Source organism: Lysobacter antibioticus, from assembly GCF_001442535.1.
Taxonomy (GTDB): domain Bacteria; phylum Pseudomonadota; class Gammaproteobacteria; order Xanthomonadales; family Xanthomonadaceae; genus Lysobacter; species Lysobacter antibioticus.
Map to the genome: position 1 here is coordinate 4,071,461 of NZ_CP013141.1, position 20,792 is coordinate 4,092,252.

Consider the following 20,792-nt stretch of genomic DNA (forward strand, 5'->3'; position numbering starts at 1 on the left):
GGGCGGCCAGACGGCCGCGGGTTCAACGGCGCAGCGAGCGCAGCAGCAGCCGATCGATCTCGGCGGTGATCACATCCAGGCCGGCTTGGCCCATGCGCTCGGGCCGGTCGCCCTTGCGCAGCATCTGCGCCAGCGACGGCCCGTACAGGCGACGGATTGGGGTGCGCGGCACCCGCTTCGGGCCTGCGATCGGAGTGCGTTCGAAAGCAATGTCGGCGCCGCCGTGGCGGCGATGGAAGCCGGAACGCTTGAAGCTGCGCCGGCCGCGGACCGCGGTGTAGTCCAGACCGCGGTCATCGGCGCTGCGTTTGGAGGCGAAGTTCCGCAGACCGACGCCGCGCGCGACGCCGACCAGTTCCATTCCGCTCGCGGTCGTTCGCACGCTCAAGCCTGCGCGGGTACGTGCGGCGGACAGGGTGTACTCGGCTTGGATATCGCGACGGGCGATCACCGGCCAACGGCGGCGCAACGTGCCCAAGGCTCGCCGCTGAGCCAGAGTGACCTTGGCCGGGATCGCGCTGATCCGCCTGGCGGCGTCGAGCACACCATCCGCATCGATAGACAGGTCCATCAGCGGCGATAGCGGATCGTCAGCGCGACCTGGACGGCGACCACCGGCAGCCCTTCGGGCCGATCAAGGAACACGATGTCCTCGACCTGCACCGGCAGACCGTTCGGCAACGGTAGCCAGTCAGCCAGCGCGTCTTCGATGTCCGCAGCGATCGCATGCGACCGGGCATGGGCGTCGACCAGCGACGCCGGCACGGTTGCTTCGACCAGCGCCTGTAGCAATCGATGCTGACCATGGGGTTTGCTGGCATCGCGCTGGATAGCCAAAGCCGCCAGGGTCAGGCCGAGCGCATCGTCGTCGGGATGTTGGGCCGGCTCCAGCGCGACCGCCGAACCGATGTTGGTTCGATAGTCGCGATCGGTACGGATGTCGGTCAACCGTTCGGCGATCCGCTGCAACAAGGTCCAGCTGGAGGCGGGACTAGCCATGCAGGACGGCTTCGTTGACCAGGCCGTCGTCCTTGACCATCGCCTCGACCATCTGGGTACGATCGGATAGCGCGACGACGTCGCCGCGCCTGAACACCCACTCCCGATTCCGGGCCAGCACATGGCGGGATCGGCCGACGACCTGCTGGAACTCTCCGAGACGCTCGACGCCGTCGCGCACCAAAATATGCGATCTCACCGTGTGACCGCCATCGCGTTCAATCCGCGCGACGACGCCGAGCGTCTCGAAGAGTACATCGTCCATTACCTCGAACGAAGACGTCATGCTTTGAGCTTGGGCAGAAGCGCCGGACGATGACACATCGGCAGCGGGTTCGATTGGGTATGCAAGTCGGTGCCGCGGTCAAACTTGCGCGGTGCCTGCTTGCTGTAAAGCAATTGGCCCAGGGTATTGACGCTCTCGTTGAAGTCAGCCGGTGCCACGTAGGTCGCGAAGGTGTCCAAGGTGCCCAGCGGAAAGGCATGCGCCTCGCCCACTTCGATGAAGCGCCGGGTATTCCCCTCGGCATCGCTGGCTTCGCCGGCATATTCCTCGAATCGAACCCCGGCGAAGCGGAAGTCCGAGCGCATGTCGTCGCGCAGTGCGGCGCCTTCCTGCCAACGCTGGTAGGCCTCCTGCACTTTCGGGTGTGCGGTGAGCAAGTCATAGAACTCACTCGACACGAGCACATGGATGCCGCTCATGCGCTCGCCTTGAAGCGACTTGCTCATGTAGCGCTTCAGTTCGATGCACTTGGCGCGCACATCGGTCTTCGGATCAGCCAGTTGGAACTCGAACGTCTTCGGCGTGATATTGAAGATGTCGAACAGGTTTGCGAGCTCGCTGCCGTCCGCGTCGAGGATGACGCCCTTGAGCGCGCCGATCCGCAGGTGTTCGAGCGTGATCGAGTGCTTATTGCGCATTGTCTGGAGGTGGTCGGCCATCACACCCGCGACCGTTTGCAGCTCGCTCTCCGAGCCAAAGGCGCGAACGCCAATCACCTCTTCAGGCAACACCACGTCGTCATGCGGGATATGCGGGACGTTGAAGGCGCGAAGGGCACGCTTGCCGCGCTTGCCGACCGTGCCCGGCGAGCCGACCGGCTGGGTGGGCAGCAGCGACAGCACGCCATTGCGCTCCTCGACCGTGACCTGCCGCGTGCGCACCGGCTTGACCGGGAACAGATTCAGTTCGTCCAGACGGCCGTACTGGTTCGGGAGGATGTTGATCGCGGTGGTCAGCGCGCTCATCGAGAACGCGGGGTTGTGGAACGGGTTATTCATCGACATGGATCAGACTCCACGGCGCACGAGGACGCCGATACCGCGCAGCTGCGCAGTGGCGGCGGCGCGTTGTTCAGGGGTGGCTCGGATCGGCCAGACCAAGGCGTGGTCTGCGACCGTTGCGAGCCGGGCGACGATCAGGCCGTCCGGACTCGGGTCGGTGGTGGTCGTAATCGGCACGATGGCGACACCGGCGGCGATCTCTCGGCCATCGGTGGCCAGCGGATCGAGCGCGGCAATCTCGCCGGTCGCAGTCAGGCGACCGACGACGTGACCGAGCTTGAGCACCTGATCCGCGGCGACGGTGACTTGGTCACGCGAATAGAGGTTGTCGGCTTCGAACTTGAGCAGATCGCCCAAGTTCTGACCCTCGTGGACCGGCGGGTACGTGGTCAGTCGCATCTCAGCGCTCCTTTCGCGCGGCTGCGGCGCGCGCCTTAACGGCATTGATCAACGGGTTGTCGTCGAGCGAGACCGCAGTGGTCGCCATCGGCGCGCTCGGCGACAAGTGGCTGGTGATCTCTGCGGAATTGGCTTTGGCCGCGAGCAAGCGCTGGCGTGCGATGGCGGGGGTAACACCTTCGGCGAGCAGGGTCGCGGTCATCTGCGGCTGGCCGGCCAACTCGCACAGCTCGGCGATAGCCAGGGCGTCGCCGCGGACTTGTGCGTGGGCAGCGTCAAGATCAACGACGGCCGGCGCCGTCGCTTCGGGAGTGGACATCGTGGGGGTCTCCATGAAAGGAAGACGCGCGGTGGCGTCGAGTTCGGTGTGCATTTGCTGTACGGCATCGCTAAGCGTGCCGAGGCGATCGGCCAGGCCGACGTTGATGGCGTCCTGACCGAAGTACAGCGCCGCTTCGGTCTTGCGTACGGCCTCGGCGCTGAGACCGCGCTGGTCGGCGACGGTCAGGACAAACAGTTCGTGGAGGCGGTTGACCTCGGTCTGGATCGAGTTGCGGGCCTCATCGGTCAGCGGACCATGCGGGGTGCCGTCGTTCTTGCGCGCACCCGCGTGGATTGGGGTGAACTTCAACCCCGCGTTCGTATCCGACTGCGACTGATCGACGTGCAAGGCGATGACGCCGATCGAACCGACACCGGCGGTGCGCGTCAGGAATACGCGGTCGGCGGCACTGGCGATCGCGTACGCAGCCGAGAAGGCGGCGTCGTTGGCCACGGCCCAGATCGGCTTGCGGGTTCGGGCCGCATGGATCTGGTCGGCCAGGTCGAACACGCCCGCGGCTTCGCCGCCGGGGCTGTCGATGTCGAGAACAATGCCGCGGACCGACTCGTCGGCCAACGCCGCATCTAACCGGCGTGCGATCGACTGGTAGCTGGTCAACCCAGACAGCGCGTCTAATCCAACGGTCCGCTGCACCAGGGTGCCGTGGACCGGAAGGACGAAAATGCCGTTCTGTGTCGGCAGGGTGGATGGAGGTGTCGGACCCGGCGGCGCCATTTGCGGGGGGGGCACCGTTTGCAACTCGAACTTCGGCGCCAGCACGCCCAGGATCACCTCTAACTTGGCGCGTTGAATGAGCAGCGGCGTGTTGAATACGCGCGCCGCTAGGTGGGGCAGTCCGGTCATGGCGTAGGTTTCGATTCGAGGGCCGGCGTGTCAGCCGGCGGTAGGGCGTGCTTGACGCCGTTGCGGGCGACGACACGGGGATCGGTGTCGAAGACCAGGCCGAGCGCATCGGCCCGTTCCGCATCGGCGGCAATCTCGCGGTCGATGGTCTCGGCGTCGTAGCCGGAACTGGCGATGGCTTCGGAGCGCGAAAGGAGCCCCGCCCGGATGGCCAGGATCATCGCGTTGAACTCCTTCTCCGGATCGACCCAGCTCCAGCCCTGCGGCACCCATTTGCAGACGCGGTATTCGCGCTTACGCCGCCGGTAGCCGGGCAGTTCGATCGCACCCGACAGCACTGCCGCATCGACGAACGCATTCCAGATCGGCCGGCACAGCTGATAGACCAGCACCGCGTGCTGGACCATTTCGCAGCGGCGCCGAAATTCGAGTAGGCCGGCCCGGATCGACGAGTAGTTCACCCCCGACAGGTCGCCGGTCAGCTGCTCGTAGGTGATGCCAATCGCGGCGGCGACGGCGCGGAACTGGGCGCGCAGGAACGGGTCGTAGCTCGACCCCACATCGGCCGGCTGCGAGAAAGTGACGTTCTCGCCGGCCTCCAGAATCTGTAACGTGCCCGGTTCCAAACCGAGCGGTGCATTGCCGGATTCGTCGGGCGGCCCGTCGCCGGGTAAGGGGTCTTCTGGGCCGTCTCGGGTGATGAAGCCGGCGAACATCGCGGCGGTCTTCTTGCGAACCAACTCGGCGTCGTCGTACTGGTCCAGCTCGTTGAGCTTGACCAGCGCGCGCGCCAACCACGGCTCTCCACGGATCTGCCCCGGGCGCAGCGGCCGGAAGATATGGAGGATCTCCGACGCCGGCACCCGGAACGTTTCCATCCCGCCATGGCGCGACATCGGCGCCATCGCCCCGTCCTGCGGGTGTGACAGATACAGGTGGTACGCCACGCGTCGACCGAGCCGATCGAACTCGATGCCGGCCCGGGTCAGGTTGCCGTTCGGCTCCTCCCGATTAAGCGACATCGGCAGGTGCTCGGGTTCGAGCACCTGCAATTGGAGCGGCACGACCAGGCCGTCTTCGTCACGACGCGGACGCAAGCGCACCAGGCACTCGCCCCCCTCCAGCAGCGCGCGGCAGGCCAGGGCTTGCAGGCCATACAGATCGGTCAGCCCGGCCGCATCGGCCTCGTCGCACCAATCCCGCCACAGCGCTTGCAACGCTTCGCGTTGCGGTTGATCAGCGAGCAAGGACTGCGGCTTGATGCCCGTGCCGACCGCGTTTGCGACGAACGCTTCGACCGCGGCATTGGCCCAAGCGTTGCGGCGGACCAGGTCGCGCGAGCGCACCCGCAACGCGTCGCCGGTCGCCAGCAACGCAGCCACGGCACCCGGGTTGCTGGGTTGCCAGGCGGTCGAGCGACGGCCGTAGCCCGATGCTTCATGCACGGGCGAGCCTCCGAACATCGAGGTTCGGAGGCGGGACCACCAACTCATCAGAATCCTTTGTTCGTGGTCACCCGCAAACGGCGGACGCGGCGTGGCTGGCTTTCGGTGCCGGCGAGCGCGGCTTCGATCTCGCGGATCGCGGCCAGCAGTTCATCGACGCTGCGGTACTCGACCAGGCGGTCGCCGAAGCTGACGCGGCGCTCGCCGCGGGCAAGCGCCGCCCTGAGCGCTTTGAGCTGCTCATGGGTATAGGGAAGATCAGACATTGAGAAAATCGAGAGACAGAAACGACGAAGCCGCCCAGCGGGCGGCTTCTTTCATGAGGGGGTATTCGCGCCTCGACCGCAGGGTCGGGCTCCTCTCGCGCTACCGGACCGGCTGGCGGTTCAGGAGCTCATATCCACGAAGCAATGAGGCGCGCGCTTCGTTGAAGGTAAACAGATCCATATAGAACGCCACGCCGATTTCGGTATCGGGGTGATTGATGCTGGTGGCGGTGTTGTAGCCCCGCAGCCCTTCTCGTCTTAGCAGGGCGTCCAGCTCACTCAGACGCTTACGAACCTCAACCCGCCCGCCTTGAATCCCGATCAATCCGTCGTCCACCAGGTCTTGCAGCATGTCCTTGACGTCGGTACTGCCCTTGAAGAATGTCGGGATCATGAGTCCGCTCCTTGAGTATTCTATGTGCGCCGTCCTATCGGCTCCCGCCGATTGGCACCACCCATCATGCACCGAGCCATTGGCTTCGCACCAGCCTGCGCGATCGATGCCTGGATGCGACGGTACTGGCTCCTGTAATCGTGTGGCTATGGGGGATATCCCTCAACGGCTCAGTGTCCACTGATGCACAGTTCTTCACGATCTTTAGACTTCGCTCGAGCTCGACCCAATGCCGCTCCTCGAAGCGATCGACGCCCGCCTGCATAGCCGCGGCGCGTGCCATGACGTAGCAGTCCAACGCCTCGTTCCGATCCCGTCGCTTCTCCCACGTCCGAACGGGGTAGCCGTGGCGGTCCCGGCGGCTGATCAAGTGTTCGGCCGTCAACTGCTGCAAGAATTCGCCGTCGATCTTCGGCAGATGGACGTAGCCGGCCGGAAATGCCGGCTGCCCGTCCGGACCGATCTCGATCGACAAACGCAGGGCGTTGTAGAACTCCAGTTTGGCGATGCCGCCCGCGACCGCGAACAGCTTCAGGCCACGGCGCAACCGCTTGCCCGGCACGCTGACGTCGACGGCGGTCGGAGTGCCGATCAATGCGGCGCCGCTGCCGACGCCTTTCATCGGCAACAGTCGCGGATCGCCGACACTGCGCGCGAAGGCATAGGCCTCCTGCGTTGCAAAGCCCGTATCCAGGCCCAGCCGGGTCAACGGCAGCAGCACGCCGCTGGCGTGGGTCCAGTGCTCCGACAGGATCGCGCCCAGCTGATTCCAGACCGCGGCGCGAGCGGTGTCGCCCATCAGCACCCGGTGCTCAACCAGCCAGGTCTCGCGACCCCGGCCAAAAGCCCAGACCGACACCTCGATCCGGTCCTTCTGGATGTCGGCGCCGCCGGTCAGCAACAAGCCACCCACGGGCACGGTACCGATCCGATACTCCTCACGGCGCTCCAGCAGGCGTTCCCAATCCGGGGCCTCGCCTTCTTCTTCCCAGGTCTCGCCGAGCTCGGTGTTCTTGAACGCCTTCAGCGCCGTCGCCGAACCTTGAGCCGACTCCCAGGCGGCGGCGATGTCGGCCCAGCTGCGCCAGCCCACCGGGGAGTACAGCGACGACAAGTGGTAGCCGGCGGTCTTGCCTTTGTTCTTCGGCGCCGTGGCGATCCAGCGACCCGCCGCCAGCATTGCGGTCTTGTGATGCTCACCGATCGGCTGCTCGCAGGCCTCGCAGATATAGCGCGCAGACCGCGGGTCGCCCCAGGTCCAGCGCAGCTGCTCGAACCGCAGCCATTGCTCGTGGGCGCAGTGCGGACACGGCACAAAGTACCGGCGTTGGTCGGAGGCCAGGTACTCGCGTTCGATGGTGCTGGCGCCGGCAATCGTCGGCGTCGAGACCAGCAGGATCTTGCGGCGGGTGAAGGTACGGGTACGGGCCTCGGCCAGCGCTACCGCATCGCCTTCGCCCTCGACGTCGCGCGGGTAGCCGTCCACTTCGTCCAGAAAGAGGTAGCGCACCGGCATGGAGCGCAGGCCGACCGCGCTGTTCGCCCCGGTCAGGACCAGGACGCCGCCGCGGAACTCCTTGGCCAGGATCGTGTTGCCGGCATCGCGCGCACGCGAGGGCGCGATACGCTCACGCAACGACGGCGATTCCTCGATCAGCGGGTCGATGCGCTGTTTCGAGTTGCGCTTGGCCATTTCGACCGTGGGCGCCACGGCCATCATCGGGCCTGGCGCGCAGGCGATGACGTAGCCGATCCAGTTATTGCCGCACTCGGTGCCGCCGACCTGCGCGCCCTTCATGAAGACAACGCGCTCCGTCGCCGAGGCCGGCGACAGGTCGTTCATGATGTCGCGCAGGTACGGCGTGCGCGCGGTGCGCCAGCGACCCGGCTCCGACGACGAAGTGCTCGACAGCACCCGATCCCGGTCGGCCCAATCGGACACGTCTAGAAACGGATCGGGCGTCAAGCCATCGCGCCACGCCTTCTCAACGTGGTCGAAGCCGTCGTACAAGAATTAGTCCAATCGGGCGTTGAACTCCGCGAGTTCGGTCAGGTGCTGTCGCACTTCGCGCTCCAGCGCGACATGCATGGTGTGTGGGTCAATGCCCAGCTCTGCCGCGAGCATCGAGCTGATCCGCGCCGGCCAGTTCAGCCAGGCATCGCGCTCGGCCCGCGCCAGCGCGAACACCTGCGCCATCGCCTGTGCACGATCGATCAACTCACCCTTGAGCTGGGCGATGCGCAGCTTGTGGTGCTGCGCCTTGAGCACCTCATTGGCGGTGCGAGCCTGCGCGTAGGTGTTGCTGCCGCTCTTGGTACCTACCGGCGCCATGCCGGCCGTATCGTCCTCGGCGGCGGTTGCCGCGCGCGTCCGCGCCTGCCGCGCGGGCACGGCCAGGGGCGGGTCCGGCGCGCGGGTGCTAGCCGCCCACTCGGCGTCGGCGCGCGCGGGGTTGATGGTGCCATCCGCCTCGGCGGTGATGCGGCCGGAGGTGATGGCTTTGCGTACCGCCGTGTCCGACACGCCCCGATGACGGCCGTAGGCGCGGATGGAAATTCCCACAATAGAAGCAGTCGAATCCGGTGCCCGCCGGGCCCGGCGCGGAGGTTAGTGAAGGCGAAGCACGCAAACCCCAGCGCCCATGGGGCGCTGGGGTTTTCCCACTCCGCGTTAGGGAACCGCCGCCGCCTCGTTGACCTCGTCCAGAATCGCGAACCAATCGGGTTCGCTCGGCAGTTCAATACGCGCGTGCTCGCACAGCATCTTCACGATTGCCCAGCAGCTAGACGCCATTGTTCGTGCCGCCAATAGGTCGTCCAACTCCAGCTGCAAGGTGTCGTCCCAGCGCAGTAACTCATGCAGGCAAACCTCGAATCGCTCTAACTGCTTAGCCGTACTGCGAAAGTCCCGGTGTTCACTCATAGTCGCGTGCCTCGTTGCGCCGCGTTGATGCGGCGACGACATGAACGCTTCATTCCGAGCAGAAGCCAAGCAGTTTCGGGCGTTCTCGCGAACTCAATTTCGCGGGGCGCATTCCGCACCCGAGATCGCCGTTTCCAAGTGACGCAGGGCTAACCTGAGCTTTGGCTGGTACTCGGCATCGATGACATCCCAGACCTGCATCAATCGGACCTCGCGCACGACGCGCCCGAGTTGATGCACCGGCAGCGCCACATACTCCGGCTCCAGTCCTTCGAAGTACCGCTCGATGGTCGAGAGCAACCAGCGCAGGGTCATCTCGTCTTCGCCGATTTCGCTGGGCACAGGGCGCTTCGCCAGCCTGCCCTTCGCCTCATCACTATCCAACTCCAGCGGGGCCAACTCCTGCCGACAACCCTCCACCAACCGCTCAAGGACATCGCCGCCGAGGCGGTTGGTCCGGAACGTGATGGTGCGTTCGGCGAGGGCGCTTGCGAGGCCGTAGCAGGCGAAGAGCGTCAGGCGGTTCTCGGCTTCCTCATGTGGCGTGATGGACAGCAGTATCCGTTCCAAACAATCGCTCAGGCTACGCAGCTGTGCTTCGGCGAAGGCTGCATTCTCGTTCATGGCTTTGTCCTTATCGAGCCGCGTCGGTGCGGCGTCGTGATGAACGCTTCCGTTCGGGAGGAAGCCAAGCGCTTTCTGCACTGAAATCAATGGCGAGACAGCGGACGGACAGGAAGCTGCTGAACTACGTTTTGGAAGAACGAAGGCCCCAGCACCCGGTGGGCGCTGGGGCCTTCGTTCTCCCGCACTTACGGTGCAGCCGCTTCTCTATTGAACTTCTCGACCAGTTTCGCCATGTCCGGCTCGTCGGCAATTTCTTCACCCCCGGCCTCGCACAACAAATACACGATGCCCAAGCAAGTCCTCGCCAGTTCTTTCGCGGCGGCCAGTTCCTCGCGGGACAGTGGGATCAGCGGCTCATCATGGATCAACGACTCCAGCGCCGATTGGCACTCGTTCAGATCCACGAGCGTGTTGCGAAACCGGCAGTACGACAGGTTCGGCATTTCGTTTCCTTGGCATCGCCGCGTCGGTGCGGCGTCGTCATGAACGCTTCCGTTCGGGACAAAGCCAAGCGACTTGTTTGCTGACCGCAGGGACGAGACAGCCGACGGACAGGAAGCCACAGGCAAGCGTTTCAGAAGCGGGCCGGTCTAGCCCGCCATCGCAGGCATGTATGGATGGTCGAGCTACCCCCAATGTGGCGGTGAACCGAACGCCGCCCGCACCGCGCGTTTCAATCCCCTAATACTTGCTCGCAAGCCCTTCTCGTACTCCGCATCCGGTATGTCCCAAATCGTCAGCAACTCGGTCTGCCTCAGAAGACGTTCGAGTTGACGCACCGGCCGTGGCGTCGATTGCGGCTCCTGATCGTCCAGGTAGCGGCCAATCGCGCTATGCAACCATCGAAGGACTACTTCGTCTTCGCAAAACTTGCCAGGGACGCGGCGCTTCTCAGACCCACCATTGCCCTCGCCGACGGGTTTCTCCAGTGGCTCCAGTTCGTCTCTACAAGCTCTTAGCAACCATTTCAGCGTTTCCGGGTCGAGCCGACTGGCCCGAAGGGAAGTGCAGTGGGCTGACAACGCGCTTGCGAGCGCATAGCACCCAACCAAGGGCGCGCGGCTAGGCCCTTCAAACATCCGGGCGTTGGATAGCAACAGTAGCTCGATGCATCTGTGCATGCCCTGTAAGTGGGAATGCGCAACAATTTCGTCCACACAGACGTCTCTCATTGTATGTATCCATGGATTCACCGCGTTGTGCGGCGACGACATGAACGCTTCATCCCGCTGGAATATCAAGGTGTTCTGAGCGTATCGCCGACGCCGTACGGCGTGTGGACGGATAGGATTGGAAGAGGGAACACCCCAGCGCCGACTCGGCGCTGGGGTCTGCTCTCTCGCCGAATCAGGTCGCTGCGTGGTTCAGATCATCGAGCACCATAGCGAGATCCATGTCGGGCTCAAACTCCAACGATCCGCGTTCAGCCAACAGCCGCACGATGCTCAGGCAACTGGTGACCAAGCGGTGTGCCGCCTCCAACTCCGCTTCACTCAGCGGGGGTGGATCGCCATCTGTCATGTCTTCCAAGGCCTGCACGCAGTCCGCCAGACCCGAGGCGGTGTTCTGGAATCTGCAATTGGACATACTCGCCATCGTCTCTCTCTTACGTTTCGCCGCATCGTTGCGGCGTCCACATGAACGCTTCCTTTTCAGCAGAAGCCAATAGCATGACGGCGCCGTTTCGACTTCAGACAGGTCTCCGACAGGTTCGCACAGGCCATCTGCGTCTACTCCGGCAATTGGCCTAGCGCTTGCTCCAGTCCGCTGAGCGCGAAGCTGATTCCGTGCTGGTATTCGGCGTCGTCGGGCCGCCATTCGTGCAACCGCTCAGCCACCGCGAGTGCGTGTTCGAGCCACTGGCGCGGCGTCAGCGTCGGTCGGCACAGGAGGAAGCCATCGATCTGGTGGGCCGTTTGCACAAGGGCGCTGGCGACGGCCTCATTGCGCCGCTTGGGCCGACGTTTGATTGGGTTGAACCCGCTTCGTAACCGCTGCTCCCAGTCCCGAAGTTCGCTATCAGCCGCCGCCACGCGTGCACAGAGCTCGACGGGTTCCGTACGCCGCGCACGGTCGAGGCGGGTCCAGGGTTCGAGGAAACCGGCCAGCGCAGTACAAGCCTCTGTTCTGCTAAAGCCATTCCGCCATAGCGACTCCAGATCCGTCGGCGCCTGTTCCACCAACCATCGGATGCGACCGGGCAGCGTACCCAGCGTAAAGAATGCTCGCTCTACGTCTTCCATTTCTTTGTCCTTCCGTTCGCCGCCAAGCGCGGCGACGGCATGAACGCTTCCTTTCAAGGAAAAGCAAAGTGCACTCCGTCCCAGTTCGCGTGTCGGCAGATGGACGGACAAAGTGGCTCGTTCATATCGCTTGCAGATCGCTAGAAGAGGGCACACCCCAGCGCCCATAAGGCGCTGGGGTGTTCGCTCTCGGTCTGCGTCAGACGTCGGCTAGGTTGTTCAGATGCTCGATCGTCATGTCCATGTTTAGCTGAAGCGAAAGATGCATCCCTTGCGCTTCGAACAAGCCCTCAATCAGACCCCAGGCCCCAGCCGCCAATTGCTTGGCCGCCGCCAATTCCTCGGCACACAGCGGCGGGGCGAGCTGCGTACCCATTTCCGCTAGCCGTTCTGCGCAAGCTTCGTGCAAGACCAAGGCGGTGCGAAACAGATGCGAGTCGGGGATTTCAATGTTCATGGTGTCGTTCCTGGTTGGCCGCGACGTCGCGGCAACGACATGAACGCTTCCTTCGGTCGGGAAGCCAAGTGGATGTTGAGAGAAGAATGACCATTCCCCCGTTCTGTTTAGCTACCAGACAATCAAACGGCCTCAGCTGTACCGCGGTTGTCTGGCGACGGTGGATACCTGGACATGGCGACGGGTTCGCTTGGCTTCCGGCGAAACGGAAGCGTTCATGCGTGCACCCAACACGCACGGCCACGGAGGCTGTCATGAACAAGAAGACGCTCGCTACCATCGCGCAGCAGCACTTGGATGTAGCGATACTAGAGACACGCGGCAGCGACAGCCTGGACTTCCATAGCGTTTCGGTGTGGGGCATCGACGCCGCGCTGACCGCCGCCTACTTAGCAGGCTACGCGGCGGCGGTACGCGCGGCCAACGGCAGCCACGTCGACGCGCTTACCACGGAGCGACATACGATGCTGGGCGGCGTCTGGCTCGGAGAAGGCGAAGCCAGCGAGTGGTCGCTCGACCAGCGCGCCGAAACCGTGGTCACCTTGCCTATCCCGGAGGTCGAGCTGCTGGCATACCACTGGACTGAGCGAAAGGCCTGCGATTTGCTCATTCCGACCGCCATCCGGCAACGCCGTATCGCTTGACCTCATTCCCCGAAGCGCAACACATACGCCCCCAAGCGGGGCGTTTTCGTTCCTGTCCGGCGCAGCTGTCCGACACCTGTCTACGGCTGAGAACGATCGTTCTTTATCGCTGCTTTCGCTTGGCTTCGTCGGCGAAGGAAGCGTTCATGTCGCCACACCAACGACGGCCACGGAGGCCACCATGAACGCAAACAACACCTTCCGGTTTCGCCACGCCCTGGCCGCCCTTACGGGATGCCGCACCGAGCTCGAAGCGCTCGTCAGCAGGGCGGGAATCGCGCTTACCGCCGACGAGCTCGATGCTGCGGGCGAGATTGCGGCCCATAGCATTGCAATCATCGAGATGCTCGCGGAGGCAGGCGCGCACGCGGTGCATCTGGCAGAGCTGGCACGCGATGTGCCTGAGATCCTCGACCTACTAAATGCTAGCGCGCCGATGCTAAAGCCCAACCTTGACGAGATGCTCGAAAGCATCGACGACCACCTACAAACCACCCCAGGAAACGCTGAGTACCGAATCGGCTTGAACCGCGCGCGTCGGGAACTCCACCTATCGAAAGAGGCCCTCAGCAGCCGGTGATTCAGCCGAGCCGGAAGGCAGAAGGCGCCCATCGCGGCGCCTTTTGTGCTCGCGTCCCAATCAGATTGTCTGATGGGTGAACACAATGGACTGCGCCCGATCCTTAGCGAAGCCCGCGAGTGGTCGCTCGACCAGCGCGCCGAGGCCCTGGTCACCTTGCCTATCCCGGATATCGAGCTGCTGGCATACCACTGGACTGAGTGAAAGGCCTGCGATTTGCTCATTCCGACCGCCATCCGGCAACGCCGTATCGCCTGACCTCATTCCCCGAAGCGCAGCACATACGCCCCCAAGCGGGGGCGTCTTCATTCCTGTCCGGCGCAGCTGTCCGACACCTGTCTAAGGCTGAGGACGATCGTTCTTTATCGCTGCATTCGCTTGGCTTCGTCGGCGAAGGAAGCGTTCATGTCGCCACACCAACGACGGCCACGGAGGCCAGACATGCAAGACGGAACGCAAACCCTGAAGGACTTCTTAAGCGGAATGAAGACGGGCACCCCCTCGGCGCTGGCCCAACTCACGGTGCTGAAGGACTGGACAGAGGTAGCTCAGCGCGAGATCGAACGCCGCGCCACCTTCTTCCTCCAAAAGCTTCCCGACGACGTCATCTGCGCCATTGCCGAAGGCGAAATCGACGTCCGCAACGCCATCGGCGAAGTGCTCAGCGACTGATCTAACCGCGCGCCCTGCAATGACGGGGCGCGCCTATCCAGACACACCTCACTCACTAAGGAAACCATCATGACCAAGATCGAATTGACCCCGAGCCAGCGTGCCATCCTTGAACTTGCCGTCGAGACCGACGGGCGCGTCGAAAGCTTCCCCAAGAACCTTGGTGGCGGTGCGCGCTCGGCGGTGATGCGCGGCCTGCTGCTCAACGGCCTCATCGCTGCCGAAGGCGCGGGCCACGCGCTGACCGATTTCGGCTACGAGGCGGTCGGCAAGCAGCCGCCGGCAGGGGCGGAAGCCGACAGCGATGCTGACGACGCCGAGACTGAGACCGAAGCCGAGACTGTCGCCGAACGCGTCGTCGCCGACGAGCCGGTCGGTGCACCCGGCGATAGCCTGCCCGAGACCGGCGACTGCACCAGCGACGGCGACACGAGCCTTGCGCCCGCTCCGAGCCCGGTCGCGGCTAAGGCGGCTAAAGCGGCTAAAGCGCCGAAACCGCCGAAGGAGCCGAAGGCCAACCGCGTCGAGCAAGTCGTCGCCATGTTGCTGCGGCCCGAAGGAGCCACCATCCCCCAAGTGATGGAGGTGACTGGCTGGTTGCCGCACTCCACGCGCGGATTCTTTGCCGGTGCGCTCAAGAAGAAGGGGTACACGCTCGTCAGCGACAAGAGCGGCAAGGCCGACCGCGTGTATCGGATCGCGACGGAAGCCGGCACCGAAGCCGACGACGACCGGGCCGGCCGCAGCGACGAGGCCAAATGACCTGATTGACGGCCGGGGATTGGCCCCGGCCGTCGCCACTTTCGGAAACCGACGCCGACCCGCTGGAGTTCCCTGGTAGCGAAGCGTTCATGGGCTCCGCAATACGGAGACAAACGATGCACCCACACGAAATCAAAGGCCCGGACCCTGTGTTCGCTTCACTGCCCGAACGAATTCTCGTTGTGGTCGAGGACGCCCTATCCAATGATGAGTCGTCCACCGACGCTGAGATGGCGCAGTACCTACTGGATATCGGCCTGACCGACGAACAGGCCCGGCATGCGGTGAGCTACCGCGACGTGTACCGCCTCAACATGTGGATGGATTGCTACACACCTATTCGCAGCGCTGTCCGAGTTCGTTACAAACGGGGCCAGCGGCGAGTACGAAGTAACTTGAATCCTGCACCGCCGCCGACCGCGCGGCGGTTCTCTTCTCTCCGATTCAGCTGGCCGGGATGTGTGCCGCGTTTGTGTTGAGAACGGCCGTTCTCGTCTGACACGTTAATGACTTGGAGTTTCAGCGAGATTCCGCAATTAATGACTTGGCTTCCTCCGGGAATGAAGCGTTCATGTCCGCACGCCCACCACGGAAGACCGACATGACCACGACGAGCATTGCGCCCCGCAACCAAATGGTCCGATTTACGCGCAAGGCCGAGAGCCTGTATTGGGTACAGCGGGAACTGGGCGACCTCAACGTCCGAGCCGAGCTTGCCTTGGTCGTCGCGGTCAAGGAGCTGACCGCCGAGGAATACGACGCGTTCGCCAAACGGCTGCTGCGCGCGCGAGACTGGCTGGCCAACTTCGACGGTATCTGCCACGAGGTACTGGAAGTGCGGTGCCCGGGCCGCCCGACGCTCTACGTGAAGTCGAAGGGAACCAACTACGCCCACACCGTTGGGCTGGCGGCGGAGTAAGCCGAGTCCGCGTCTGACACCTTACCCGCGCTACGCCGGCCTCGCGAGCACCGACTGAGCCAAGCCGCTGCTGGCGTCGCCCCCGGGCGCGGCGTCAGCCGCGCAGGGCACGGAGGATTTCGGCGGCGACCTGTGGGACGATCGCATTGCCGGCGGCGCGCAGCTTAGGAATTCGGGCGGATATCCCATCAGCCAGAAGACGAATTCCGGATTCAGGTACCCGGCGACCGGCGAGGGTTTGACTTGTCTGCCAAGCATCCCATTCTCCGGTGCGCTGCCAATGCTCGACGCGTCCTTGTGATCCCGCGTCGTCGGCGTCGCCCAGACCGCCTGCGCCGCCAACGGTCGGGTCGACCCACTGCCGAACTGCTGATTCGGACCGCCCTTCTCGCCGTCGCTCGCGCGCGGCGTGCTCCAGACTGCCTTCACGACTCCCGGTAGGCCATTGCGTCGCTCGGCCGCAAAGTCGCCGCGCTTCTCTGGATCGTTCGCCGTCGCGGTCGGCCAGACCAATTTTGCCGCCACTTGCAAACTCGTAATCGTCCGTCGCTGCCCGCCTCGCATCCTCGACTTCATGGCCAGATGCGCCTCGGGCGACTTGTTGTCGTCGTTCGCTACGGCAGTCGGCCAAACGGCGACCGACGATCCAGACGCGCTCGCGTCGATGCGGGGCGTTGACGGCGCAAGCTGGAACAACAACCGCCCGGCCGGCGTAGCCTTCGGCTTCCAGGTCAGCAAGAACTCCATCGAGCCCCAACGCGATGAGGCCAGCAACGTTCTCGCCCACGAATAGAGCGGGTCGCGCCGATGCAATAAGGCGGCGCAGTTCCGGCCAGAGGTGGCGGTCGTCCGCTTGCGCGCGCTGGCGGCCTGCAACGCTGAACGGCTGGCAGGGGAAGCCGCCAGTCCAGATCGAGTCGTCGTCCGGCCAGCCCGCGAGCCGACAGGCATAAGCGAATCCGCCGATGCCGGCGAAGAAGTGGCATTGGCCGTAGCCGCGCAGGTCGTCTGCGCGAACAGATCGGATGTCTCGGTCATCGACGTCGCCAGGGGGAATCAGGTCGGCCGCAATGAGATTGCGCAGCCAACCGCAAAGGTAGGAATCACTTTCGTTGTAGTAGGCGGGCCGGGTCATGCGAGCGCGGTCTTTGTTTCGGCCTCAGCATCGCGCGCTGCATGCTCGAATAGGACGCCATCCGATTGCCTGGTGGCCGCCTGGCCGGTGTGGTCTTGCCAGCGCCGGACGATCACGTCCGCGTACTTCGGGTCCAGTTCGATCAGGCGCGCGCGGCGGCCGGTCTTCTCGCAGGCGATCATCGTCGTGCCCGAACCGCCGAACGGATCGAGGATGAGATCGCGACTCTTGCTGCTATTGCGGATCGCCCGTTCGACCAACGCCACTGGCTTCATGGTCGGGTGAAGGTCGTTCTTGCTGGTGCGGTCGATGAACCAGACGTCGCCCTGGTCACGGGCGCCGCACCAGAACCGGTCGTTGCCGTCCCGCCAGCCATAGAGAATGGGTTCGTACTGCCGTTGGTAATCGGCATGCCCCATCGTGAACTTGTTCTTGGCCCAGATGATGAAGGTGGACCAGCGACCGCCCGCTGCACGGAAGGCCTCCTGCAAGCGGTCCAGCTCAGACGAGGACATCGCCATGTAGACCGCGCCCTTGGTCGCCGTCAGGATTTGCTGACAGGCGGCCTGGAGGAATACGCCGAAGTCCGAGCCCAAGTTGTCGTTGAGGATTGGGCGGTGCTTGCCGCGCAGCTTGTCCTTGGGGTTGTTGGCGTAATCGACGTTGTAAGGCGGATCAGTGAACGTCATGTCCACCAGCTCATCGCCGAGCAGGGCGGCGTAATCGTCGCTGCTGGTGGCATCGCCGCACAGCACCTTGTGGCCACCACAGATCCAGACGTCTCCGGGGCGCGAAACCGGATGCTCGGTCGGCTCCGGCACCTCGTCATCATCGGTTAGACCGGCCTGGTCATCGATCAGCAGGTCATCCAGCTCGTCTTCGGTGAAGCCCAACAGATCCAGATCGAACTCCGCGTCGCGAAGCTCGGCCAACTCCAGCTTCAGCAGTTCCTCGTCCCAACCAGCATTCTCAGCCAACCGGTTATCGGCGATGACGTAGGCGCGTTTCTGTGCCGGGGTTAGGTGTGCCAGTTCGATCACCGGCACCTGCGCAAGTCCGAGTTGGCGTGCGGCAAGCAGTCGACCGTGGCCGGCGATGATGCCACTGGTTCCATCGACCAGGATCGGATTGGTCCAGCCGAACTCCACGATGCTGGCGGCAATCTGCGCGACCTGCGCGTCGGAGTGCGTTCGTGCGTTCCGCGCAAATGGAATGAGCGCCTCGATCGGGCGCTGTTCGATCTGAAGGCTCAAGGGAGGTCCGAATGCGAACCGGGTTGCAGGGGCTGCAAACCCGAATGAAAGGATTGACGCTAGCGGGGTTTTGCGGCTTGGCCCCCCGCTTCAGGAATCGCTCAGGAAGGACCCGCGATTTCTGGCCGAAAGGCGCAACGTGCAGCCCGACGTGGGCAGCGGACGGTGGAGGCTGGGGCCCCGTGGGCAGAGATACGTGAGCCGTGTGTGCTCGACGTGTGCGCCTTCGGCGCCTGCCTCAAAGATTGAAAGCAAGGCGGTATTCTATTGCCTCATTGCTCAGCGGTACTAACTAGAAACAGGTGATTCAATGTCCTGGCAGGACGAATTTGCGACCTTGCTTTGCTCAATCAATAGCGATCTTAATGATCTACAGAAAGCCTACCAACTGAAGCACGACAATCTTCCCATTTCGATATTCAAGTATCGGAGTGTGGATAGTCGGTCATTGCAAAACCTTCGCGAGGGAACGGTTTGGCTTGCCGATCCAGCAACCCTGAACGACCCTTACGAATGCTCATTGTTGATTGATCCAGCGAGATTGCGACTTGATCTCACGAAGGTTTTGCCGGACGGGATTATTGAGCGCCTGGTTCGAGGTGGATTCCCCGAGGAGCTACTCGCTGCGTGTGATGATACGCAGGAAACACGTTCGGCCAAGATCGATGCGCTCTATGCCGGCCACTCAGTCGAGGAGCGAGAGAAGTTGAAGCCATTGCTACTTCGCTTCCTCGACGAGAACAACGAGTCTTTGGCACGCGAGTTTTCGGTGGCCCTACGAAGTTCTTTCAAGCTCTGCTCGTTCTCGGAACGTGTTGATTCGACACTGATGTGGTCACATTACGCGGATAGCCACAAAGGCTTCTGCATCGAGTACGACGTTCGATCTCTTCCAGAATCTGACCTGAGAGCGCGGTCCTTGTACCCGGTCCTTTACTCCGATGACATATTCGATGCCACGGAATTCTTCCAGCGTGATGCCGCAGAGCGAAATATTTGTCACTCAATTCTCGCTGGCCTTCTCAAGGCCAAGGACTGGAGCTATGAGCGCGAATGGCGACTGATGTTTCCGCATGGCCTTCTAGATTCCGCACGACCGTTCCGAATGCCTAGTCCGATCGGCGTTTATCTGGGAGCGCGCATCAGCAATGAAAGTGAAGCTTCCGTGCGAGAGGCATGTGAATCATTGGGTGTCCCGGTATGGAACATGCAGCATTCGGCACGTCGGTTTCAGATCGAGGTCGCTAGGTAGTCCCTAACAGCATCGGGTGACCAGCTTGCGCAACGCACCGCGATCAGCATGCCGACTAGGCTAGGGCAAAACCGGGGTAGTTGGGACACCCCGATTTCGCAACCTTGGGGACACGAGGTGACATGCGGTGTCAGCAGGACAAAGGCACCGCCGATACTTCCAACGACGCCGTAGAGAAGCGGGGCAGCGGCCCATTGAGGTGAACGGTCACCAGCACCAGGGCGTGTTGCCAACGACGCCACGCCGTCTTGCGGATCAGCCCCGTGCGTGTGCAGACTTCGCGCCACGGCACCTGCTGGGCCCGCAGCCAGACCAGGCGTCGTTGCTCCTCGTCCAGCCACCGCAGCCACCGCACGGTCTCGCCGAATCGGTCGATCGCCGCAGGCGATGCGGCGAAGCGCAGGACAATCCGTTCGTCGGCATAGCCCTCCCACGATTGTCGCTGGATGTCCGGCCAGTACGATGCATAGCCCTGCACCTTCGCCGCCGGCAACCTGCGGGCCGTGATGGCGGCTTCTTGGAACTGATCTGCGACTTTCTGCACGGTCCACTCAGTCATGCGCCTTCTCCCGCTTTCCGTACAGGCGCTCGGCAATCTGGCTCAGTAGTTGCCGCTCCACCCAGTCCAGGCGTGTGTCCTCGGCCGATACGACGAGCAAGCCTTGGTCGCGCCAGCCCTCTCGCTTAAGCCGATCCAGATCCAGCGTCTGCGGCACGAAGCGCCCCAGCGGCGAACGGTATCGGAACTCGGACACGATCATGCCGTCGCCTCCTGCGCGATAGCCCAATGCAGCAGCGCGAGGGCGTCGGCTTCGTTGTCATCCTCCGGCCGATGGCCCCAACGTTTCGCCGCTTCGATCATCGCCGCCTTGTCGGCATTGCCCTTTCCGGTGGCGAACTTCTTGATCGTGCCGACCGGCACGCCCTGGTACGGAATGGCGTGACGCTCACACCACGCGGTGAGCTGCGCCAGGAAGCCGCCGTAGACGTGCGCGGCATCGACGCCGCGGTGGCGACGCACCTCCTCGAAGTAGAGCGTCGAGGGCGGGCCTGCGAAGCGCCACAGATCATCGAGCCATCGGACGAAGCGGAGGTAACGCATGCCGCCGCCCTCGAAGCGGCCGACCTTGAAGTGCTCGGTGCCGCTCATGGCCTGACCGGATAGGCGCAGCGCCCAACCCAGCGTCGTGCCCAAGTCGAGCGCCACCAGTGTCGGCGAGGTGTCCCCGACGACCTGGGTGGCGGATGGGGCAGGGTTGCCGGTCAATGCGCGTGTGTGCGCGCGCACGCACACATGAGAGGGAACCGGCATCTCTGCCCCATCCGCCACCCTCTCGCATAAGTCATTG

General features: G+C 63.6%; 30 protein-coding genes. 8 read left to right on the top strand and 22 right to left on the bottom strand.

The features are described 5' to 3' along the window. Positions 1-22: 22 nt before the first annotated feature. The 17 genes from GLA29479_RS25400 to GLA29479_RS16545 all read right to left on the bottom strand — a co-directional run bounded on the left by GLA29479_RS25400 (position 23) and on the right by GLA29479_RS16545 (position 12,226). Positions 23-361 (bottom strand): hypothetical protein, encoded by a 339-nt coding sequence (locus tag GLA29479_RS25400; protein ID WP_169795684.1) that lies wholly within the window; start codon positions 359-361, stop codon positions 23-25. 209 nt (positions 362-570) lie between these two features. Further along, positions 571-972, bottom strand: coding sequence for a hypothetical protein (locus GLA29479_RS16470; RefSeq protein WP_057972232.1), 402 nt, complete (start codon positions 970-972; stop codon positions 571-573). A 19-nt stretch (positions 973-991) separates the two neighbouring features. After that, positions 992-1,285 carry a hypothetical protein gene (locus GLA29479_RS16475; RefSeq protein ID WP_057972233.1) on the bottom strand — a complete coding sequence of 98 codons (294 nt, stop codon included), beginning with the start codon at positions 1,283-1,285 and terminating at the stop codon, positions 992-994. Further along, positions 1,282-2,289, bottom strand: a complete 1,008-nt coding sequence (locus GLA29479_RS16480) for a major capsid protein (RefSeq protein WP_248842747.1) — start codon at positions 2,287-2,289, stop codon at positions 1,282-1,284. Before GLA29479_RS16480 ends, GLA29479_RS16475 begins: the two co-directional genes overlap by 4 nt. A gap of 3 nt (positions 2,290-2,292) precedes the next feature. Beyond that, the gene (locus tag GLA29479_RS16485) at positions 2,293-2,685 is read right to left on the bottom strand and encodes a head decoration protein (protein WP_057972234.1); all 393 of its coding nucleotides are present in this window, start codon (positions 2,683-2,685) and stop codon (positions 2,293-2,295) included. Position 2,686: 1 nt separating this feature from the next. Then, entirely contained in the window at positions 2,687-3,871 is a 1,185-nt protein-coding gene (locus tag GLA29479_RS16490) for a S49 family peptidase (protein ID WP_057972235.1), read from the bottom strand. Further along, complete coding sequence (locus GLA29479_RS16495) at positions 3,868-5,316, bottom strand: phage portal protein (protein WP_248842748.1); 1,449 nt, start codon at positions 5,314-5,316, stop codon at positions 3,868-3,870. Before GLA29479_RS16495 ends, GLA29479_RS16490 begins: the two co-directional genes overlap by 4 nt. Before the next feature lie 47 nt (positions 5,317-5,363). Further along, on the bottom strand, positions 5,364-5,582 hold the full coding sequence (locus tag GLA29479_RS16500) for a phage head-tail joining protein (protein ID WP_057972237.1): 219 nt from the start codon (positions 5,580-5,582) through the stop codon (positions 5,364-5,366). Between the two features lie 100 nt (positions 5,583-5,682). Next, the gene (locus tag GLA29479_RS16505) at positions 5,683-5,976 is read right to left on the bottom strand and encodes a hypothetical protein (protein WP_057972238.1); all 294 of its coding nucleotides are present in this window, start codon (positions 5,974-5,976) and stop codon (positions 5,683-5,685) included. 64 nt (positions 5,977-6,040) lie between these two features. Further along, a complete protein-coding gene (locus tag GLA29479_RS16510) occupies positions 6,041-7,987 on the bottom strand; it encodes a phage terminase large subunit family protein (RefSeq protein ID WP_057972239.1) in 1,947 nt (648 codons plus the stop codon). Positions 7,988-7,990: 3 nt separating this feature from the next. Continuing rightward, the gene (locus GLA29479_RS24715) at positions 7,991-8,539 is read right to left on the bottom strand and encodes a hypothetical protein (protein ID WP_057972240.1); all 549 of its coding nucleotides are present in this window, start codon (positions 8,537-8,539) and stop codon (positions 7,991-7,993) included. A gap of 108 nt (positions 8,540-8,647) precedes the next feature. Continuing rightward, positions 8,648-8,899, bottom strand: coding sequence for a hypothetical protein (locus tag GLA29479_RS16520; protein ID WP_057972241.1), 252 nt, complete (start codon positions 8,897-8,899; stop codon positions 8,648-8,650). A gap of 93 nt (positions 8,900-8,992) precedes the next feature. Beyond that, positions 8,993-9,523 (bottom strand): hypothetical protein, encoded by a 531-nt coding sequence (locus GLA29479_RS16525; protein WP_144436569.1) that lies wholly within the window; start codon positions 9,521-9,523, stop codon positions 8,993-8,995. 188 nt (positions 9,524-9,711) lie between these two features. Then, the gene (locus tag GLA29479_RS16530; protein WP_057916364.1) at positions 9,712-9,969 is read right to left on the bottom strand and encodes a hypothetical protein; all 258 of its coding nucleotides are present in this window, start codon (positions 9,967-9,969) and stop codon (positions 9,712-9,714) included. Between the two features lie 904 nt (positions 9,970-10,873). After that, positions 10,874-11,122 (bottom strand): hypothetical protein, encoded by a 249-nt coding sequence (locus GLA29479_RS16535; RefSeq protein ID WP_057972243.1) that lies wholly within the window; start codon positions 11,120-11,122, stop codon positions 10,874-10,876. A gap of 134 nt (positions 11,123-11,256) precedes the next feature. After that, the gene (locus GLA29479_RS16540) at positions 11,257-11,880 is read right to left on the bottom strand and encodes a hypothetical protein (RefSeq protein ID WP_144436570.1); all 624 of its coding nucleotides are present in this window, start codon (positions 11,878-11,880) and stop codon (positions 11,257-11,259) included. An 88-nt stretch (positions 11,881-11,968) separates the two neighbouring features. After that, a complete protein-coding gene (locus GLA29479_RS16545; protein WP_057972245.1) occupies positions 11,969-12,226 on the bottom strand; it encodes a hypothetical protein in 258 nt (85 codons plus the stop codon). 254 nt (positions 12,227-12,480) lie between these two features. Between GLA29479_RS16545 and GLA29479_RS16550 the strand changes: the two genes are divergently transcribed. The 7 genes from GLA29479_RS16550 to GLA29479_RS16570 all read left to right on the top strand — a co-directional run bounded on the left by GLA29479_RS16550 (position 12,481) and on the right by GLA29479_RS16570 (position 15,803). Further along, positions 12,481-12,870 (top strand): DUF6900 domain-containing protein, encoded by a 390-nt coding sequence (locus GLA29479_RS16550; protein WP_057972246.1) that lies wholly within the window; start codon positions 12,481-12,483, stop codon positions 12,868-12,870. A gap of 181 nt (positions 12,871-13,051) precedes the next feature. Beyond that, positions 13,052-13,450 carry a hypothetical protein gene (locus GLA29479_RS16555; protein ID WP_057972247.1) on the top strand — a complete coding sequence of 133 codons (399 nt, stop codon included), beginning with the start codon at positions 13,052-13,054 and terminating at the stop codon, positions 13,448-13,450. A 72-nt stretch (positions 13,451-13,522) separates the two neighbouring features. Continuing rightward, the gene (locus GLA29479_RS25990; RefSeq protein WP_282955852.1) at positions 13,523-13,654 is read left to right on the top strand and encodes a hypothetical protein; all 132 of its coding nucleotides are present in this window, start codon (positions 13,523-13,525) and stop codon (positions 13,652-13,654) included. Between the two features lie 237 nt (positions 13,655-13,891). Then, positions 13,892-14,122, top strand: coding sequence for a hypothetical protein (locus GLA29479_RS16560; protein WP_144436571.1), 231 nt, complete (start codon positions 13,892-13,894; stop codon positions 14,120-14,122). A gap of 69 nt (positions 14,123-14,191) precedes the next feature. After that, the gene (locus GLA29479_RS16565) at positions 14,192-14,884 is read left to right on the top strand and encodes a DUF3489 domain-containing protein (RefSeq protein ID WP_057972249.1); all 693 of its coding nucleotides are present in this window, start codon (positions 14,192-14,194) and stop codon (positions 14,882-14,884) included. A gap of 116 nt (positions 14,885-15,000) precedes the next feature. Next, positions 15,001-15,363: a hypothetical protein gene (locus GLA29479_RS25800; protein ID WP_248842749.1), complete on the top strand. Its 363-nt coding sequence runs from the start codon at positions 15,001-15,003 to the stop codon at positions 15,361-15,363. A 122-nt stretch (positions 15,364-15,485) separates the two neighbouring features. Next, positions 15,486-15,803 (top strand): hypothetical protein, encoded by a 318-nt coding sequence (locus tag GLA29479_RS16570; protein WP_057972250.1) that lies wholly within the window; start codon positions 15,486-15,488, stop codon positions 15,801-15,803. A 94-nt stretch (positions 15,804-15,897) separates the two neighbouring features. Here GLA29479_RS16570 and GLA29479_RS23840 read toward each other — a convergent pair whose 3' ends face one another. Together GLA29479_RS23840 and GLA29479_RS16580 are read right to left on the bottom strand one after the other, a co-directional pair. Continuing rightward, positions 15,898-16,938 carry a DNA cytosine methyltransferase gene (locus GLA29479_RS23840; protein WP_082638756.1) on the bottom strand — a complete coding sequence of 347 codons (1,041 nt, stop codon included), beginning with the start codon at positions 16,936-16,938 and terminating at the stop codon, positions 15,898-15,900. After that, complete coding sequence (locus GLA29479_RS16580; RefSeq protein WP_057972252.1) at positions 16,935-18,191, bottom strand: site-specific DNA-methyltransferase; 1,257 nt, start codon at positions 18,189-18,191, stop codon at positions 16,935-16,937. The genes GLA29479_RS23840 and GLA29479_RS16580 overlap by 4 nt, the downstream gene beginning before the upstream one ends. 310 nt (positions 18,192-18,501) lie before the next feature. Here GLA29479_RS16580 and GLA29479_RS23845 point away from each other — a divergent pair, with 310 nt between their 5' ends. Next, on the top strand, positions 18,502-19,443 hold the full coding sequence (locus GLA29479_RS23845) for a DUF2971 domain-containing protein (protein ID WP_082638757.1): 942 nt from the start codon (positions 18,502-18,504) through the stop codon (positions 19,441-19,443). A 130-nt stretch (positions 19,444-19,573) separates the two neighbouring features. Here the strand turns inward: GLA29479_RS23845 and GLA29479_RS16585 are convergent, their stop codons facing one another. From GLA29479_RS16585 to GLA29479_RS16595, 3 genes are read right to left on the bottom strand one after another with little or no spacing between them, the layout of a single operon-like run. Beyond that, positions 19,574-20,002: a DUF6362 family protein gene (locus GLA29479_RS16585; RefSeq protein ID WP_057972253.1), complete on the bottom strand. Its 429-nt coding sequence runs from the start codon at positions 20,000-20,002 to the stop codon at positions 19,574-19,576. Continuing rightward, on the bottom strand, positions 19,995-20,204 hold the full coding sequence (locus tag GLA29479_RS16590) for a hypothetical protein (RefSeq protein ID WP_057972254.1): 210 nt from the start codon (positions 20,202-20,204) through the stop codon (positions 19,995-19,997). The genes GLA29479_RS16585 and GLA29479_RS16590 overlap by 8 nt, the downstream gene beginning before the upstream one ends. Then, on the bottom strand, positions 20,201-20,755 hold the full coding sequence (locus tag GLA29479_RS16595; RefSeq protein WP_248842750.1) for a crossover junction endodeoxyribonuclease RuvC: 555 nt from the start codon (positions 20,753-20,755) through the stop codon (positions 20,201-20,203). Before GLA29479_RS16595 ends, GLA29479_RS16590 begins: the two co-directional genes overlap by 4 nt. Between the last annotated feature and the right edge of the window lie 37 nt (positions 20,756-20,792).

Excerpts from the sequence above, each read along its gene's own strand:
- GLA29479_RS16505 (WP_057972238.1), bottom strand. The coding sequence starts at position 5,976 with ATGATCCCGACATTCTTCAAGGGCAGTACCGACGTCAAGGACATGCTG.
- GLA29479_RS16555 (WP_057972247.1), top strand. The coding sequence starts at position 13,052 with ATGAACGCAAACAACACCTTCCGGTTTCGCCACGCCCTGGCCGCCCTT.
- GLA29479_RS23840 (WP_082638756.1), bottom strand. The coding sequence starts at position 16,938 with ATGACCCGGCCCGCCTACTACAACGAAAGTGATTCCTACCTTTGCGGT.
- GLA29479_RS16530 (WP_057916364.1), bottom strand. The coding sequence starts at position 9,969 with ATGCCGAACCTGTCGTACTGCCGGTTTCGCAACACGCTCGTGGATCTG.
- GLA29479_RS16525 (WP_144436569.1), bottom strand. The coding sequence starts at position 9,523 with ATGAACGAGAATGCAGCCTTCGCCGAAGCACAGCTGCGTAGCCTGAGC.
- GLA29479_RS16520 (WP_057972241.1), bottom strand. The coding sequence starts at position 8,899 with ATGAGTGAACACCGGGACTTTCGCAGTACGGCTAAGCAGTTAGAGCGA.
- GLA29479_RS16585 (WP_057972253.1), bottom strand. The coding sequence starts at position 20,002 with ATGACTGAGTGGACCGTGCAGAAAGTCGCAGATCAGTTCCAAGAAGCC.
- GLA29479_RS16560 (WP_144436571.1), top strand. The coding sequence starts at position 13,892 with ATGCAAGACGGAACGCAAACCCTGAAGGACTTCTTAAGCGGAATGAAG.
- GLA29479_RS16565 (WP_057972249.1), top strand. The coding sequence starts at position 14,192 with ATGACCAAGATCGAATTGACCCCGAGCCAGCGTGCCATCCTTGAACTT.
- GLA29479_RS16475 (WP_057972233.1), bottom strand. The coding sequence starts at position 1,285 with ATGACGTCTTCGTTCGAGGTAATGGACGATGTACTCTTCGAGACGCTC.
- GLA29479_RS25800 (WP_248842749.1), top strand. The coding sequence starts at position 15,001 with ATGCACCCACACGAAATCAAAGGCCCGGACCCTGTGTTCGCTTCACTG.
- GLA29479_RS16545 (WP_057972245.1), bottom strand. The coding sequence starts at position 12,226 with ATGAACATTGAAATCCCCGACTCGCATCTGTTTCGCACCGCCTTGGTC.
- GLA29479_RS25990 (WP_282955852.1), top strand. The coding sequence starts at position 13,523 with ATGGGTGAACACAATGGACTGCGCCCGATCCTTAGCGAAGCCCGCGAG.
- GLA29479_RS16500 (WP_057972237.1), bottom strand. The coding sequence starts at position 5,582 with ATGTCTGATCTTCCCTATACCCATGAGCAGCTCAAAGCGCTCAGGGCG.
- GLA29479_RS23845 (WP_082638757.1), top strand. The coding sequence starts at position 18,502 with ATGTCCTGGCAGGACGAATTTGCGACCTTGCTTTGCTCAATCAATAGC.
- GLA29479_RS16550 (WP_057972246.1), top strand. The coding sequence starts at position 12,481 with ATGAACAAGAAGACGCTCGCTACCATCGCGCAGCAGCACTTGGATGTA.
- GLA29479_RS16480 (WP_248842747.1), bottom strand. The coding sequence starts at position 2,289 with ATGTCGATGAATAACCCGTTCCACAACCCCGCGTTCTCGATGAGCGCG.
- GLA29479_RS25400 (WP_169795684.1), bottom strand. The coding sequence starts at position 361 with ATGGAACTGGTCGGCGTCGCGCGCGGCGTCGGTCTGCGGAACTTCGCC.
- GLA29479_RS16595 (WP_248842750.1), bottom strand. The coding sequence starts at position 20,755 with ATGCCGGTTCCCTCTCATGTGTGCGTGCGCGCGCACACACGCGCATTG.
- GLA29479_RS16490 (WP_057972235.1), bottom strand. The coding sequence starts at position 3,871 with ATGACCGGACTGCCCCACCTAGCGGCGCGCGTATTCAACACGCCGCTG.
- GLA29479_RS16590 (WP_057972254.1), bottom strand. The coding sequence starts at position 20,204 with ATGATCGTGTCCGAGTTCCGATACCGTTCGCCGCTGGGGCGCTTCGTG.
- GLA29479_RS16535 (WP_057972243.1), bottom strand. The coding sequence starts at position 11,122 with ATGGCGAGTATGTCCAATTGCAGATTCCAGAACACCGCCTCGGGTCTG.
- GLA29479_RS16485 (WP_057972234.1), bottom strand. The coding sequence starts at position 2,685 with ATGCGACTGACCACGTACCCGCCGGTCCACGAGGGTCAGAACTTGGGC.
- GLA29479_RS16570 (WP_057972250.1), top strand. The coding sequence starts at position 15,486 with ATGACCACGACGAGCATTGCGCCCCGCAACCAAATGGTCCGATTTACG.